General features: G+C 63.6%; 13 protein-coding genes. 7 read left to right on the top strand and 6 right to left on the bottom strand.

Going from position 1 to position 13,579, the window contains the following annotated elements; translation table 11 throughout:
- Nucleotides 1–79 precede the first annotated feature (79 nt).
- From NKI15_RS15870 to NKI15_RS15860, 3 genes are all read right to left on the bottom strand, one after another.
- Nucleotides 80–1,144 (bottom strand): YcjF family protein, encoded by a 1,065-nt coding sequence (locus tag NKI15_RS15870; protein ID WP_023685990.1) that lies wholly within the window; start codon nucleotides 1,142–1,144, stop codon nucleotides 80–82.
- Nucleotides 1,141–2,619, bottom strand: coding sequence for a YcjX family GTP-binding protein (locus NKI15_RS15865; RefSeq protein WP_352459399.1), 1,479 nt, complete (start codon nucleotides 2,617–2,619; stop codon nucleotides 1,141–1,143). The genes NKI15_RS15870 and NKI15_RS15865 overlap by 4 nt, the downstream gene beginning before the upstream one ends.
- 86 nt (nucleotides 2,620–2,705) lie before the next feature.
- Nucleotides 2,706–3,209 carry a SixA phosphatase family protein gene (locus NKI15_RS15860; RefSeq protein WP_023696494.1) on the bottom strand — a complete coding sequence of 168 codons (504 nt, stop codon included), beginning with the start codon at nucleotides 3,207–3,209 and terminating at the stop codon, nucleotides 2,706–2,708.
- Nucleotides 3,210–3,278: 69 nt separating this feature from the next.
- On the opposite strand from NKI15_RS15860, the gene NKI15_RS15855 reads away from it, so the two are divergent.
- Together NKI15_RS15855 and dksA are read left to right on the top strand one after the other, a co-directional pair.
- Entirely contained in the window at nucleotides 3,279–3,458 is a 180-nt protein-coding gene (locus tag NKI15_RS15855) for a hypothetical protein (protein WP_023696495.1), read from the top strand.
- A gap of 5 nt (nucleotides 3,459–3,463) precedes the next feature.
- Nucleotides 3,464–3,880 carry an RNA polymerase-binding protein DksA gene (gene dksA / locus NKI15_RS15850; protein WP_023673491.1) on the top strand — a complete coding sequence of 139 codons (417 nt, stop codon included), beginning with the start codon at nucleotides 3,464–3,466 and terminating at the stop codon, nucleotides 3,878–3,880.
- Nucleotides 3,881–4,055: 175 nt separating this feature from the next.
- On the opposite strand, the gene NKI15_RS15845 is transcribed toward dksA, so the two are convergent.
- Nucleotides 4,056–4,772 carry a flagellar biosynthetic protein FliO gene (locus tag NKI15_RS15845; RefSeq protein ID WP_023693371.1) on the bottom strand — a complete coding sequence of 239 codons (717 nt, stop codon included), beginning with the start codon at nucleotides 4,770–4,772 and terminating at the stop codon, nucleotides 4,056–4,058.
- A gap of 205 nt (nucleotides 4,773–4,977) precedes the next feature.
- Between NKI15_RS15845 and cckA the strand changes: the two genes are divergently transcribed.
- Together cckA and NKI15_RS15835 are read left to right on the top strand one after the other, a co-directional pair.
- On the top strand, nucleotides 4,978–7,548 hold the full coding sequence (gene cckA, locus NKI15_RS15840; protein WP_023670922.1) for a cell cycle histidine kinase CckA: 2,571 nt from the start codon (nucleotides 4,978–4,980) through the stop codon (nucleotides 7,546–7,548).
- Between the two features lie 84 nt (nucleotides 7,549–7,632).
- Nucleotides 7,633–8,343: a purine-nucleoside phosphorylase gene (locus NKI15_RS15835; protein ID WP_023693373.1), complete on the top strand. Its 711-nt coding sequence runs from the start codon at nucleotides 7,633–7,635 to the stop codon at nucleotides 8,341–8,343.
- A 5-nt stretch (nucleotides 8,344–8,348) separates the two neighbouring features.
- On the opposite strand, the gene NKI15_RS15830 is transcribed toward NKI15_RS15835, so the two are convergent.
- Complete coding sequence (locus NKI15_RS15830) at nucleotides 8,349–8,651, bottom strand: ribbon-helix-helix domain-containing protein (protein ID WP_023670924.1); 303 nt, start codon at nucleotides 8,649–8,651, stop codon at nucleotides 8,349–8,351.
- A 220-nt stretch (nucleotides 8,652–8,871) separates the two neighbouring features.
- Between NKI15_RS15830 and NKI15_RS15825 the strand changes: the two genes are divergently transcribed.
- The 3 genes from NKI15_RS15825 (at nucleotide 8,872) to NKI15_RS15815 (ending at nucleotide 11,495) form a co-directional block, all read left to right on the top strand.
- On the top strand, nucleotides 8,872–9,267 hold the full coding sequence (locus NKI15_RS15825) for a VOC family protein (RefSeq protein ID WP_023670926.1): 396 nt from the start codon (nucleotides 8,872–8,874) through the stop codon (nucleotides 9,265–9,267).
- 81 nt (nucleotides 9,268–9,348) lie between these two features.
- Complete coding sequence (locus NKI15_RS15820) at nucleotides 9,349–9,873, top strand: gluconate 2-dehydrogenase subunit 3 family protein (protein WP_352514079.1); 525 nt, start codon at nucleotides 9,349–9,351, stop codon at nucleotides 9,871–9,873.
- A gap of 50 nt (nucleotides 9,874–9,923) precedes the next feature.
- Nucleotides 9,924–11,495: a GMC family oxidoreductase gene (locus NKI15_RS15815; RefSeq protein ID WP_352514078.1), complete on the top strand. Its 1,572-nt coding sequence runs from the start codon at nucleotides 9,924–9,926 to the stop codon at nucleotides 11,493–11,495.
- 65 nt (nucleotides 11,496–11,560) lie between these two features.
- On the opposite strand, the gene NKI15_RS15810 is transcribed toward NKI15_RS15815, so the two are convergent.
- On the bottom strand, nucleotides 11,561–13,474 hold the full coding sequence (locus tag NKI15_RS15810) for a PhoX family protein (RefSeq protein ID WP_352514077.1): 1,914 nt from the start codon (nucleotides 13,472–13,474) through the stop codon (nucleotides 11,561–11,563).
- Nucleotides 13,475–13,579: the final 105 nt, after the last annotated feature.

Below are 13,579 nucleotides of genomic sequence, written 5' to 3'. Positions count from 1 at the left end.
CGACACCCGGCAACAAGGAGGCTGTTGTTGGACGACCATGAACAAGATTGGTTAATGCTTGGTGACCGCGAGAGGGCGTTCACTTGCTTGAGGCGGGTGCTTCATTCTCTTTTTTGGCCGCAAACGAGGTCAGCGCCGACAGGAAATCGCCCATACCCGGCCGCCTGCCGGCAATGAAGGGCAGGGGCCGCGCCGTCTCCATGGCAGCAATGCCAATACGCGCCGTCATCATGCCGTTTACCACGCCTTCGCCGAGTTTCGCCGACAGTCGGGCGGCAAGGCCATGGCCGACGATCTGCTGGACGAAGCTGTCGCCGACGGCGATCGAGCCGGTCACCGCCAGATGGGCAAGAACGCTGCGCGCCAGCCGGAAAAAGCCCAGCGTGCCCGGCCTGCCGCCGTAGAGTTCGGACAAGCGGCGGATCAGGCGCCCGGCCTCGAACACGACATAGGCAACGTCTACGAGTGCGCGGGGGCTGACGGCGGTGACCAGCGACACGCGTTTGGCTGCTTCGAGGATCATCACCTTGGCTCTCGCATCGAGCGGCCCGAGAATCTCGGCCTCGGCCAGTCGCACCAGATTGCCGCCGTCGATGATCTCGCCGCGCAATTCGGCCAGGGAGCGCCTGCCGGCCGCGGTTTCGGGTTTCGCAGCGACAAAGGCCGAAAGCTCTTCGACGACGGCCCTTGCAGCCTTCGGATCGTCGCGCGCCACGGCATCGAGCGCCCGCTTTTGCAGTTTTTCGACCTCGGCCAGCCGGGCAATAGCCAGGAATTCCCGCACCAGCACGACCGCGAGCGCCAACACGACAATTGCGGCCATTGCCGCTGCCAGCCAACCCAGCCACTCTGCGCGCTCGAACAGGTCGCGGATGAGCTGGTCGGTCCACAGGCCGACGGCGAGCGAAACCAGCACGCCGGCCGCGCCGAAAAACAGGCTGGAAAACAGCGAGCGCCTGCGCGGTGCGGTCGCCGGCGGCGGTTCGGCGGCGACAATGTCGGGTTCGTCGAAGACATCGATCTCGGCCGGCACGACGACGGCGCGCGGCTTGCGCGGCGGCTCGGCATGGGGGCGGCGCGTTTCCTGCTTCGGTCCGGCCTCCGGCTCGATGCGGAAAGCTGCCGGTCTGCGGGGCGCGGTCATGCCAGATGGTCTCCGATCAGGAACTGCAAGGCGCGGTCGAGCCTGATATGCGGCAGCGACAGCGTGACGCCTTCGGCGGTGCGTTCGAGCTTTGGCGGGCGAAAGCGCACGAAACGGATCGCCGGATCGTCGCTGCTCTGCCGATGGTCAGATTCGGAAACGTCGAAAACCTCATCAATTTTTTCCGGCAAGTCCCCCGGAAATATCGCGGTTTCGGTTTTGCCATCGAAGGTTTCGTCGTTGATCTTCTCGCCTTTCAGCGGCGTGCCGATGATCACCGGCAGGGTGTCGCGGCCTTGCTTGACCGTGCCTTCGCGCGTCGCGCGCACCGCCGCCATGGCGACCACGTCGACATCGGCACCGGTGAAATTTGCCCGCGCCACGGCGCGGTCGGCAAGCCGCCGCACGATTGCCTGCAGCCGGTCATGGCTTTCGTGATGCAAATGGTCGGCCTTGGTCGCGGCAACCAGAATGCGGTCGATGCGGCGTGAAAACAGGTCGGTGAGGAAATTGCCTCGGCCAGGACGGAAACAGGAGAGGATTTCGGTCACCGCGCGTTCCAGGTCGGCCATCGCGCCAGGGCCGGCGTTCAGCGCCTGCATGGCGTCGATCACCACGATCTGGCGGTCGAGGCGGGTGATGTGTTCGCGGAAGAACGGTTTCACCACATGCGTCTTGTAGGCCTCGTAGCGGCGCTCCATCATCGCTTGCAGCGAGCCGGACCGCGGCCGTTTCTCACCCTTGAGCAGCAAGGGCGCGAAGGTCAGCGCCGGCGATCCCTCGAGGTCGCCAGGCATCAGGAAACGGCCGGGCGGCAAGGTCGAAAGCGCCCGCTCGTCGAGCTTGCAGGCCTTGAGGTAGGCGGCAAAACTCTCGGCGAGGCGCCGCGCCGTCATCTCGTCGGCTTCGGCATTGGGTTCGATCCTCGCCGACAGCGCCCGCCAGTCCTGCGACAGGTCGGCCCGCACCGGCAGCATCGCCATCTCGAACGCCTCGCGCGAAAAATCGGCGAAGGATTTGCCGAGCAGCGGCAGGTCGAGCAGCCATTCGCCGGGGTAGTCGACGATGTCGACCGACAATCGGCCGCTGGAAAACATCCGGTTCCAACCGGAGGCAGACTCATATTCGATGGTGAGCCTGAGTTCCGAAATGGCGCGCGTCGAGTCCGGCCAGACACGGTCGTTGACCAGGGCGGAGATATGGTCCTCGTACTGAAAACGCGGCACGGCATCGTCCGGCTGTTCCTCGAGGAAGGCGCGAGCGATCCGTCCCGACTTCTGCGCCTCGAACAGCGGCAGGCGCCCACCATGGATGAGATTGTGGACAAGGGCGGAGATGAACACTGTCTTGCCGGCGCGCGAAAGGCCGGTAACGCCCAGCCGAAGCGACGGCGAAAAAAGCCCGCTCGCACGCCCCGACAGCGTATCCAGGGCAATTCTCGCTTCGTCGGTGAAAGTGGTCAGCGATGATGCCAAAATCTGTTCTCTCGAGGCTTCCGTTCGCCCGATATAGGCTTTGCATCTCCAGTTTGAAATGGCGCCTGGACCTGGCCGGTTTCCGCTCAGAGATCGGCGGGCGTCAGGAAGGCTTCGAGATAGCCCGAACCTTGCGCGGCGTCGGTGAGGGTACCGTCGAAGCGCACGACCGCAAGGCCGGAGGTCGGGAAACCATGGTTCATGATGGCCCGCGCGGCCTCGTCGCCATCGCCCGAGACCGCCATGGCAAGGTCTTCCGTCATCGGATTGTGGCCGATGACCAGCAGCGAGCCGGGGCCGCCATTGCTGCGGATGATGGCGAGGTAGCCGGCGGCATCCTCGCTGTAGAGCGTGTCGAAGAACAGCACCCGGCCGGTATCGGTGTGGCCGGCGATGCCTTCCAGCGTCTGGCGCGCCCGCTTGGCGTTGGAGCAGAGCGTGATATCGGGGATGTAGTTGCGGGCACGCATCGCAGTCCCCATCATTTCGGCATCGGCAATGCCGGATGCGTCGAGCGGGCGATCGAAGTCGCGCACGCCGGGAAGGGCCCAGCCAGCCTTCGCATGCCTCAACAGATACAGTCTGCTCACCGGACCCCCAATGGTGTGCTGCCCACCAATGACACAACTGGATTAGCCACGAGAAAGGCCTGAGGCACAATGGGCGGCGACGCCCAAGCGCAGCGAATCATGTGCGAATTCGCCCGCGCCCTTGCTATGGAAGGCTTTGCTGAGGATCGCCCGCGCGGCATTAACAATTGCGTGAAACGCGCGCGGATTACGCTTGTGCAGCCTTCTCTGCGCGAATATATAGGCGCCAAATTTGGGGTTGTTGGGTGAGTCGAATGAACGATATCGTTACAGCCAATTACGTACCCTCCGAAGACGAGCCGTTCATGAACGAACGGCAGAAATCCTACTTTCGCCTGAAGCTCGTCACCTGGAAGACCGACATACTGCGCGAAGCGCGCGAAACCCTCGAAATCCTGCAGCAGGAAAACGCCAACCATCCCGATCTCGCCGATCGCGCTTCCTCGGAAACCGACCGCGCCATCGAGCTTCGGGCCCGCGACCGCCAGCGCAAGCTCATTTCAAAGATCGATTCGGCGCTGCAGCGCATCGATGAAGGCACATACGGCTATTGCGAGGAAACCGGCGAGCCGATCGCGCTGAAGCGGCTGGATGCGCGTCCGATCGCGACCTTGTCGATCGAAGCGCAGGAGCGCCACGAACGCCGTGAGAAGGTCTATCGCGACGATTGAGCCGCTGCCGTCAGGCAGGACTGTTTCATCAGAAATGGCCGGGTTTCCCGGCCATTTCTGTTTTTGGCCGAAGGGTTTAGTCCGCCCCCAAGTTAAAGCGCGTCGCGCTGAAACGGACGACACGCTTAAGCGGCGTTCGATCGGCAATCGGCAAGATGTGACGGTTCGCCGGGCTTTACCGTTTCTGGCTGGCGAGTTCGCCGAGCAGCTTGGTCATCTCGTCGTCGAGAGACTGCGGTGCCTTCGCAGCCGGCTTGCTTGCCGGTTTGGGGTGCGAATCGTCGAGCGAGACCTCGAGCTCCCGCATCAGGGTATCGTCGATGGACTCATGCTTCGGTGGCGGGGCCTGCCGGGCAGTATTGGCGGCGGAGCCATAGGCCGGCAGCGGTGTCACATTGCTCGCCTGGTAGATTTGAGCCGGTTTCGGCGCCGGTGCGGCCTGGCGCGGCGGAACGGCGGCTGGAGCAGCCCTTACCGGTTGCGGCGGTGGCGCCTGCCTTGCGGGCGCGGTGGGAGCGGGTTGTGCTGCGCGCGGCCGCGGCGCCTGTTGCTGCTGGCCAACACCGCCATCGCCGGTCAATGCCGGACGGCGTGGCGCTGCAAGCCTGATATCGCGCTCGACGACGACGTCGGTTGGGCCGCCGATCAAAAGCAGGTGTTCGATGTCGTCGCGACGGATGAGCACCAGCCGGCGGTGGCTGTCGACCGCCGTCGCGTCCATGACCGCCAGCCGTGTCTTGCGGTTCCTGCCGCCGGCAACGAAGGTGCCGAAGGTCAGGTTGCGGACCAGCCTGATGATGATGAGCACGATGACCAGCAGGACAAGCGCGGCAAACGTCCACAGCAGCGCTGCGGCATATCCGGGACCCGCCACATTATCCAGCCACTGCATCGGTGCCCCCAATCGGCTTTTGAAGTGGAGGGACACTAGACCGTTGCGGCCAGCCACCGCAAGTTGCCTTCACGCTTCGTGAACAGCTTGAAAACACCGACGCGTCATTTTTATCCGACATTTGCCGCCAAGGCCTTTTCCGGATTAGGAGAATGTGATTCAACCGGCCGGGGGCGGTGTCGGACAACTCACGAGCAGGGGGCATATGGCCAGGGAAACGCGAGGCGATTTCTATCCGGTACCGATCGTCGATCAGAACACGCGGCCAGGCGCGGTTACCCGGCTCATCGTGTTCATCATCGTCCTGACTGGGGCCGCGATCGTTTTCGGCATTTTCCGCGAGCGTCTTGGCGATCCGTTCCTGCTCGGCATGCTGGGCGTGCTTGCCATGATCGGCGTCGGCTTCCTGTTCGCCACGGCCATCGGCTTCGTGCAGATCGCGCCGCGTTCGACCGGGGACGAACTGTCGAAGGCCTTCGTCGATTCGATGTCGCAGGGCTTGATCGTCACCGACACCAAGGGCCGCGTCGTCTACGCCAACCGGGCCTACGCCGAGATGACCGGTGCTGCGTCGGCCGCCGATCTGAAGACGGTCGAAGGCCTGCTTTCCGATGTCCCCGAAGCTTCGGTGACCATATACCGGCTGGCCTCGGGCTTGCGCGATGGCCAGGCCGGCGACGGTGAGTTCCGGCTGGCACAGTCGATCCGGCCGGGCGCCGAACCCGGCGCGCGCTGGTACCGGGCGCGGGCCCGGACCTTCAGCGTTCCCGGTCAGCGCCTGCCGATGCTTGCCTGGCAGCTTGCCGATATCTCGCAGGAACGGGCCGAGCAGGAGCGTTTCTTCCTCGACTTGCAGAAGGCCATCGACCATCTCGACCATGCGCCGGCCGGTTTCTTCTCGGCCGACCAGGAAGGCCGTGTCACCTACATCAACGCCACGCTCGCCGAATGGCTGGGCATCGATCTGGCGAGCTTCACCCCTGGCGCCGTGACACTCCCGGAAATCGTCGCCGGCGACGGCATGGCGCTGGTGCGCTCGGTCAAGGCCGATCCCGGCACCACCCGCAACGCCGTCATCGATCTCGATCTTACGACGACGACCGGCGAGGCGCTGCCGGTGCGCTTCATGCATCGGGTCTCGGCCAGCCGCGAGGGGACCAACGGTCCCACCCGCACCATCGTGCTCAACCGCACCCAGGGCGAGGACGCATCGGCCGATCTTCGGGCTTCGGAGGTACGCTTCACTCGCTTCTTCAATTCGACGCCGATGGCCATTGCCGCCGTCGACAATGGCGGCCGCATCCTGCGCACCAACGCGCCGTTCCTGTCGCTGTTTTCCTCTGTCGTCGACGGCGACGCGGTTGACCGCCGCGTGCGGCTGGACACCGTGATCCATGAGCGCGACCGGCCGGCCTTTGCCGCCGCCTTCGAGAAGGCGCGGCTGAGGCAGGCCGACATCGAGCCGATCGACACGCTGCTGCCCGGCAATGAGGAGCGTCACATCCGCTTCTACGTCAACGCCGTCGCCGACGGCACCGGCGAGGGCGCCGAGGAATCGGCCATCGTCTATGCCGTCGAGACCACCGAGCAGAAGGCGCTCGAGGGCCAGATGGCGCAGAGCCAGAAGATGCAGGCGGTCGGACAGCTCGCCGGCGGCATCGCCCACGACTTCAACAATGTGCTGACCGCCATCATCATGGCGTCGGATCTTTTGCTGACCAATCACCGGCCGTCGGACCCGTCCTTCCCCGACATCATGAACATCAAGCAGAATGCCAACCGGGCGGCCTCGCTGGTGCGGCAGTTGCTCGCCTTCTCGCGCAAGCAGACATTGCGGCCGGAAGTGCTGAACCTGACCGACGTGCTTGCCGATCTCCGGATGCTGCTTGCCCGCCTGGTTGGCAACGAGATCAAGCTGAAGGTCGACCACGGCCGCGATTTGTGGCCGGTCAAGGTCGATATCGGCCAGTTCGAGCAGGTGGTGGTCAACCTGGCCGTCAACGCGCGCGACGCCATGCCGGCCGGCGGCGACCTCACCGTGCGCACCCGCAACGTCACCGCCGAACAATGCAAGAGCTTCTCCTACCGCGAGCTCACGCCTGCCGACTATGTCGTGGTCGAGGTCGAGGATAGCGGCTCGGGCATTGCGCCGGACGTGCTGAAGAAGATCTTTGAGCCGTTCTTCACCACCAAGGAAGTCGGCAAAGGCACCGGCCTTGGCCTGTCGATGGTCTATGGCATCATCAAGCAGACCGGCGGTTTCATCTTCTGCGATTCCGAAGTCGGCAAGGGCTCGACCTTCCGCATCTTCTTGCCGCGCCATATCGTGGAGGCGAAGAAGCCCGGCGACGTCAGCGAGGCGCCGGCTGCGCCGGTGAAAGCCGCCGACAGCGCCAAGGACCTGTCGGGCTCGGCCACTGTGCTCCTCGTCGAGGACGAAGACGCCGTGCGCATGGGCGGCTCGCGGGCGCTGACCTCGCGCGGCTATACCGTCCATGAGGCCTCCTCGGGCGTCGAGGCTCTGGAAGTCTTCGAAGCACTCGGCGGCAAGGTCGATATCGTCGTGTCCGACGTGGTGATGCCGGAAATGGACGGACCGACGCTGCTCGGCGAACTGCGCAAGCGCCAGCCCGACATCAAGTTCGTCTTCGTGTCCGGCTATGCGGAAGACGCTTTCGCCAGAAACCTGCCGCCGGACGCGCAATTCGGCTTCCTGCCGAAGCCGTTCTCCCTCAAGCAGCTGGCCACCGTGGTCAAGGATGTGTTGGAGTCCTAGGGCGCCCTAATTCAAAGCTTGCGCAATGACGTGACACTGCCATGATTGCAGGCGAAACGGGCGGCGGGTTTTGGGGAGCATGTCGTGACGCCGCACAACGAGGCTGCCAGGGGCGACTATGCCGCAACGGTGCTGTTGCCGGGCGATCCGCAACGCGCCGAGTGGATGGCAAAGACATTTCTTGAGGCGCCGCGCTGCGTCAACCGCCGCCGGGGCGTACTCGGCTTCACCGGTCTCTATCGCGGCCGTCCCATCAGCATCCAGGCCACCGGCATCGGTGTCCCGTCCTTCCTGGTCTATGCGCATGAACTCCTGGATGTTCACGGCGTCAAAACGCTGATCCGCACAGGCACCTGCGGCGGCCTGACACCCCGCGTGCCGCTGCGCTCCTTGGTGATCTCGCAGTCGGTGCGCGCCGAAAGCGACCAAAGCGGCCAGGTCTTCGGCCTCTACGATGCTGCCGCCGGGCCCGATCCCGGCCTGTTCGCCCACGCTTTGGCCTGCGCCGCCCAGCTCGGCATCGACCACCAGGCCGGGCTGACCATCTGCAGCGATGTCTTCTACCACCCTGAAGGGCGCGACCGCTTTGCCGAAGCGCAGGCGCTTGGCGCTCTCGCTGTCGATATGGAAACCAGCGCACTCTACCGAATCGCGGCGCATTTCGGCGCCCGCGCGCTGTCGCTGCTGACCGTCGTCGACAACATCGTGACCGGCGAACAGACTGCCTATTCCGAACGTCAGGCGCTGTTCACCGATATGGCGCGGCTCGGGCTCGACGTTGCGGCGGAAGGCTAGCTTCCTCAGGCCGCTTCGCGCTTCGGCGTCAGCTCATCCATGTCTGGCCGGTGACCGCGCAGATAGAGCGCGCAGGTGGTACGCAGCATCGACGCGAAGTTGGGAATGGCGCCGTTGATCTCGATCGCCTCGTCATAGAGTTTTGAGATGAACTTCGGCGTCGTCAGGCCTTGGCTGTCGGCAATTTCGTCAAGCAGCGCCCAGAACGTTCCTTCAAGCTGGATACTCGTAGAGTGACCGTCGATGCGGATCGACCGGTTGATCTGTCGATAGCCTTCCGGATCCTGCCCGGCAAAAACCCTGCACATCCTTACCTCCCGATATTGTTGGTTTTGGGCGCAGCGTGTCGCGCCTTCAAGTTATGGTTGTCCCTGCATGTTCGGCCTTGTGGGCCGAATCGGCAATCGGACTTTCGTCTTTAGGCGCAGGCATAGCAGCGATTGCAAATTTAGCCGTGGTAACCGGCTGCCACCACCTTTCGCGCGTGCCGCCCATAATCGCCTCCAGCATGCAGCGGCGGAGACTGATTTGGCGAAGGCAATCCATTCCATGATCCGGGTTCTCCAAGAGGCCAGATCCGTCGATTTCTACAGAAACGCTTTCGGGCTCGATGTCGCCGACAGGCTGGATTTCGAGACATTCACGCTGATTTACCTTGCCAACGCCGAAACGGGGTTCGAGCTCGAACTCACCGTGAACAAGGGCCGCACCGAGCCTTATGAGCTAGGCGATGGTTACGGCCATCTGGCGGTCTCGGTGTCCGATCTCGACAGTGAACACGACCGGATCGGCGCGCTCGGCCTCAACCCCAAGAAGATCGTCGAATTCAACCGCGACGGATCGCTGATCGCCCGCTTTTTCTTCATCGAGGACCCCGACGGCTACAAGATCGAGGTTCTGCAGCGTGGAGGCCGCTTCCAGTAGGGGATTATCGGCCGCATTCAGCCGCGCAACGCCAGCAACGGCGCTGTTCAAGGGCGCAAACAGCAAGCAGGGAGGAACAAAATGGTCACGATCTATGACGCGAGGCTCTCACGTCGTGAACTTCTCAAACGCGGCGGCATCGGCGCGTTGCTCGTCATTTCCGGCAGCGCCGTCATCAGCCCTGAAAATGCCTGGGGGCTCGAGACATCGGCGCTCAAGCCCGAAACCATGGCGACGCTGATCCAGATGGCGCGCGACATCTATCCGCACGATCAGGTGCCCGACAAATACTACGCCACCGCCGTAAAAGGCCATGACGAGCAGGCCGGCAAGGACGCTGCCTACAAGACGATGATCGAAGACGGCATCGCCGACCTCGACAAGAAGTCGGGCGAGGGCGGCTATCGCGGCCTCGGCTGGGAGGAGCAGCGCGTTGCCGTGCTGCAGCAGATCGAGGCGACGCCGTTCTTCCAGTCCGTCCGCGGCGGCCTCGTCGTCAGCCTCTACAACCAGCAGGAGGTGTGGCCGATCTTCGGCTACGAAGGCGAATCCTACTCCAAGGGCGGCTACATCGCGCGCGGTTTCGACGACATAGAGTGGCTCTGAGCCCTCCGTCGTTCTGAAACCCCGCAAACAGGAATTCATGGGAGGAAACCATGGCAGCATCATTTGATCTCAACAACGATGGCGTGGTCGTGATCATCGGCTCCGGCGCCGGCGGCGGCACGCTCGGCAACGAACTCGCCCAGAAAGGCGTCGATGTCGTCATCCTCGAGGCCGGCGCGCGCCACGAATACGAGGATTTCATCAACGACGAGTGGGGTTCCTTCAGCCAACTCGCCTGGACGGACAAGCGCACAACCTCAGGCGACTGGCGGGTGTCGAAGGATTTCCCCAATTTGCCGGCCTGGATCGTCAAATCGGTCGGCGGCTCGACCACGCACTGGGCCGGCGCCTCGCTGCGCTTCCAGGAGCATGAGTTCAGGACGCTCTCGACCTACGGCAAGCTGGAAGGCGCCAACCTGCTGGACTGGCCGGTCACATTGGCCGAGATGGAGCCGTACTACGCCAAGGCGGAAGCCAAGATGGGCGTCACCGGCACCAATGGCTGGCCGCGGCTGCCCGGCAACAACAACTTCAAGGTGCTCAAGGCCGGCGCCGACAAGCTCGGCTATAAGGAATGTCATACCGGCAACATGGCAATCAATTCGGTCGAGCGCGACGACCGCAACTCCTGCCAACAGACCGGCTTCTGCTTCCAGGGTTGCAAATGGGGCGCCAAATGGTCGACGCTCTACACCGAGATTCCCAAAGGTGAGGCGACCGGCCATCTCGAGGTCCGGCCAAACGCCATGGCGATCAAGATCAACCATGACGCTAGCGGAAAAGTGACCGGCGTCGTCTATGCCGACAAGGACGGCAATCTGCAGGAGCAGAAGGCCCGCATCGTCGCCGTCGCCGGCAACTCGATCGAAAGCCCGCGCCTGCTGCTGAACTCCGAGTCAGCGAAGTTTCCGCAAGGGCTTGCCAATTCGTCGGGGCAGGTCGGCAAGAACTACATGCGCCACACCACCGGTTCGGTCTACGCCATCTTCGACCAACCGGTGCATATGTATCGCGGCACCACCATGGCCGGCATTATCCGCGACGAGGCGCGGCACGATCCCTCACGCGGCTTTGTCGGCGGCTATGAATTCGAGACGCTGTCGCTCGGCTTGCCCTTCATGGCCGCCTTCCTCAATCCCGGCGGCTGGGGCCGTTCCTTCACCACCGCGCTCGACCACTATGATCACATGGCTGGCCTGTGGATCGTCGGCGAGGACATGCCGCGCGCGGAAAACCGCATCACGCTGCACAAGGACGAGAAGGACGCGCACGGCATGCCGATCGCCGACGTGCATTTCGATGATCATCCCAACGACACGGCGATGCGCAATCATGCCTACAAGCAGGCCACAGCGCTTTACGATGCGGTCGGCGCGACGCGCTCCTTCCCGACGCCGCCCTATCCCTCAACCCACAATCTCGGCACCAACCGGATGAGCGAAAAGGCGGAAGACGGCGTCGTCAACAAGCACGGCCAGGCGCACGACATCAAGAACCTGTTCGTGTCGGACGGCAGCCAGTTCACGACCGGTGCGGCTGAAAATCCGACGCTGACGATCGTGTCGCTGGCTATCCGCCAGGCCGAATACATCGCTTCGCAAATGTCGGCCAAGACGATCTGAGCCGTCCTCCCGGATCGCTACGCGGAACGCGCATGGCGCGTTCCGCCCGTTTTTCCTAGGACTCACTATGCGCCGACCGGCTGTCCGTCCCTGCGGCGGATGGCGACGACGGAAGGTCGCGGCAACTGGCCGTCTTTGAAATCGGGCCATAGCGTCTGCACCTTGTCGAGCGTCTCGGCATCTTCCGCAGGGTGCTGCACCGACAGGAACAAAGTCGTGCCGTCCGGCGTGAAGCACGGGCCGGTCGCTTCGGCGCCGTGCGGGCAGGTGAACAGCAGCTTCGGCAGGCCGCGCGCCGCACCTTCGGTGTCGACGCCATAGACGCCGTCCGGCAGGTCGAAATCATTGGCGCCGTCCGTCGCCACCCACAGCCGCCCCGCCGGGTCGAAGGTGATGTTGTCGGGGCAGACGAACCAGCCATTGTCCGACGTATCCGGATGAAAAGTGGCGCCGACCTTGGCATCTTTCGGGTTGCCGCAGAGCACGAACAGGTCCCAGGCATACTTTTCCGCCGTGTGGTCGGCATCCGCGCCGCGGCCGCCGGGCGGGATCAGTTCGACAATATGGCCCCACAGGTTCTCCGGCCGCGTGTTGGCCGGATTGACCTTCGACTGGTCGCGCTTCTTGTTCTTGGTCATCACCGCATAGACGCGGCCGGTCACCGGATTGGTCTCGATGTCCTCGGGCCGGTCCATCGGCGTGGCGCCGAGCGCATCTGCCGCAAACCGCGTCTTCAACAGCACCTCGGCCTGGTCGGCAAAACCGTTCTCGACGGTAAGCTTGCCCTGGCCGTGCACCAACGGCAGCCACGTCATCGAGCCATCGGCATCGAAGCGGGCGACCGACAGCACGCCATCGTCGAGCAGATCGGCGCCGGAGGCCGGGTTGGCCTTGTCATAGGCCTTGGCCGAGACGAAGCGGTACATATATTCGAAATAGTCGTCGTCACCCATATAGACGACAACGCGGCCGTCCTTGTTGAGGACCACGGTCGAGGCCTCATGCGACATGCGGCCAAGTGCCGTGCGCTTCACCGGCTTGGACTGAGGATCGTAAGGGTCGATCTCGACCACCCAGTCGAAGCGGTTGGCCTCGTTCGGTTCCTTGTCGAGGTTGAAGCGGTCATGGAAGCGGCCGCGGCCATAGATGTCGGAGCCGTCGAAGCCGTAACGGTCGAGCAGGTCGCTAGTCGGCGCCTTTTTCGGGTCGCCGCCGAAAATGTCGGACACGCCTTCCTCGCAGGTCAGCACCGTACCCCAGGGGGTGAAACCGCCGCTGCAGTTGTAGCTGGTGCCGAGCACTTTGGTGCCAGTCGCGTCGGCCGAGGTCTTCATCAGCGCATGGCCGGCAACCGGTCTGGAAACGGTCATTTCGGTGTTGGCGGTGATGCGGCGGTTCAGCGGACTGTCGGCTACGGTTTCCCACTTGCCGTCCTTCAATTGCACCTCGACGATCGAATGGCCCATCGCGGCCATGCCGAGATCGACCTGTTCCCTGGTCATCGTCTTGCCGGCATCGCCCTCGGTCATCCCCGGAAACATCACATTGGGCGAGATGTATTCGTTGTTGACGCAGAGCAGGCCATGATCGGAATTCACCGTGCCCTTCGGCAGCGGCATGAAGGCGATGTAGTCGCAATTGTAGCCGAAGCGCTTTTCCTGTTCCTCCGCCGCGACCTTGTTGCCGTCGAATTCGGCGAGGCCAGCTGCAAGCGGATCGCCCCAGCGCGCGACGATGGTCGTCTCATAGCCTTCGGCGGCGGCATGGGTCTTGTCGTAGACCCGCTTCAGCTCGGGAAAGCCGAGCGTCGACTGCGCTGCGGCGGCATGCGTTTCGCCGGCAAACAAGGAGCCGACAAAGCTGCCGCCGGCAATCAGCGCGCCGGAGGCGAGGCTGCCTTTCAAAAGAGACCGGCGCGAGACGCGCTCGGCAATGATTTCGCGGATGACGGGGGAGGATGAAGACGGTGTATTGGCCATGGTGTCTGCCTCTCAGGGTGGATGTTACGGCGCACCGTTGCCCTAGTCTGCTTAGGCAACATTCACATGACATAAGAGGAAGGTTTTGCCGCAACTGGGCGCGGC

It is taken from the genome of Mesorhizobium sp. M0862, from assembly GCF_040319795.1.
Lineage (GTDB): Bacteria > Pseudomonadota > Alphaproteobacteria > Rhizobiales > Rhizobiaceae > Mesorhizobium.
This window is presented reverse-complemented; position numbering and strand designations above follow the sequence as displayed.

What these genes read in the sequence shown, in the direction of transcription:
- NKI15_RS15855 (WP_023696495.1), top strand. Translation starts at nt 3,279, where the DNA reads ATGGGCGGCGACGCCCAAGCGCAGCGAATCATGTGCGAATTCGCCCGC.
- NKI15_RS15815 (WP_352514078.1), top strand. Translation starts at nt 9,924, where the DNA reads ATGGCAGCATCATTTGATCTCAACAACGATGGCGTGGTCGTGATCATC.
- NKI15_RS15820 (WP_352514079.1), top strand. Translation starts at nt 9,349, where the DNA reads ATGGTCACGATCTATGACGCGAGGCTCTCACGTCGTGAACTTCTCAAA.
- cckA (WP_023670922.1), top strand. Translation starts at nt 4,978, where the DNA reads ATGGCCAGGGAAACGCGAGGCGATTTCTATCCGGTACCGATCGTCGAT.
- NKI15_RS15830 (WP_023670924.1), bottom strand. Translation starts at nt 8,651, where the DNA reads ATGTGCAGGGTTTTTGCCGGGCAGGATCCGGAAGGCTATCGACAGATC.
- dksA (WP_023673491.1), top strand. Translation starts at nt 3,464, where the DNA reads ATGAACGATATCGTTACAGCCAATTACGTACCCTCCGAAGACGAGCCG.
- NKI15_RS15810 (WP_352514077.1), bottom strand. Translation starts at nt 13,474, where the DNA reads ATGGCCAATACACCGTCTTCATCCTCCCCCGTCATCCGCGAAATCATT.
- NKI15_RS15845 (WP_023693371.1), bottom strand. Translation starts at nt 4,772, where the DNA reads ATGCAGTGGCTGGATAATGTGGCGGGTCCCGGATATGCCGCAGCGCTG.
- NKI15_RS15870 (WP_023685990.1), bottom strand. Translation starts at nt 1,144, where the DNA reads ATGACCGCGCCCCGCAGACCGGCAGCTTTCCGCATCGAGCCGGAGGCC.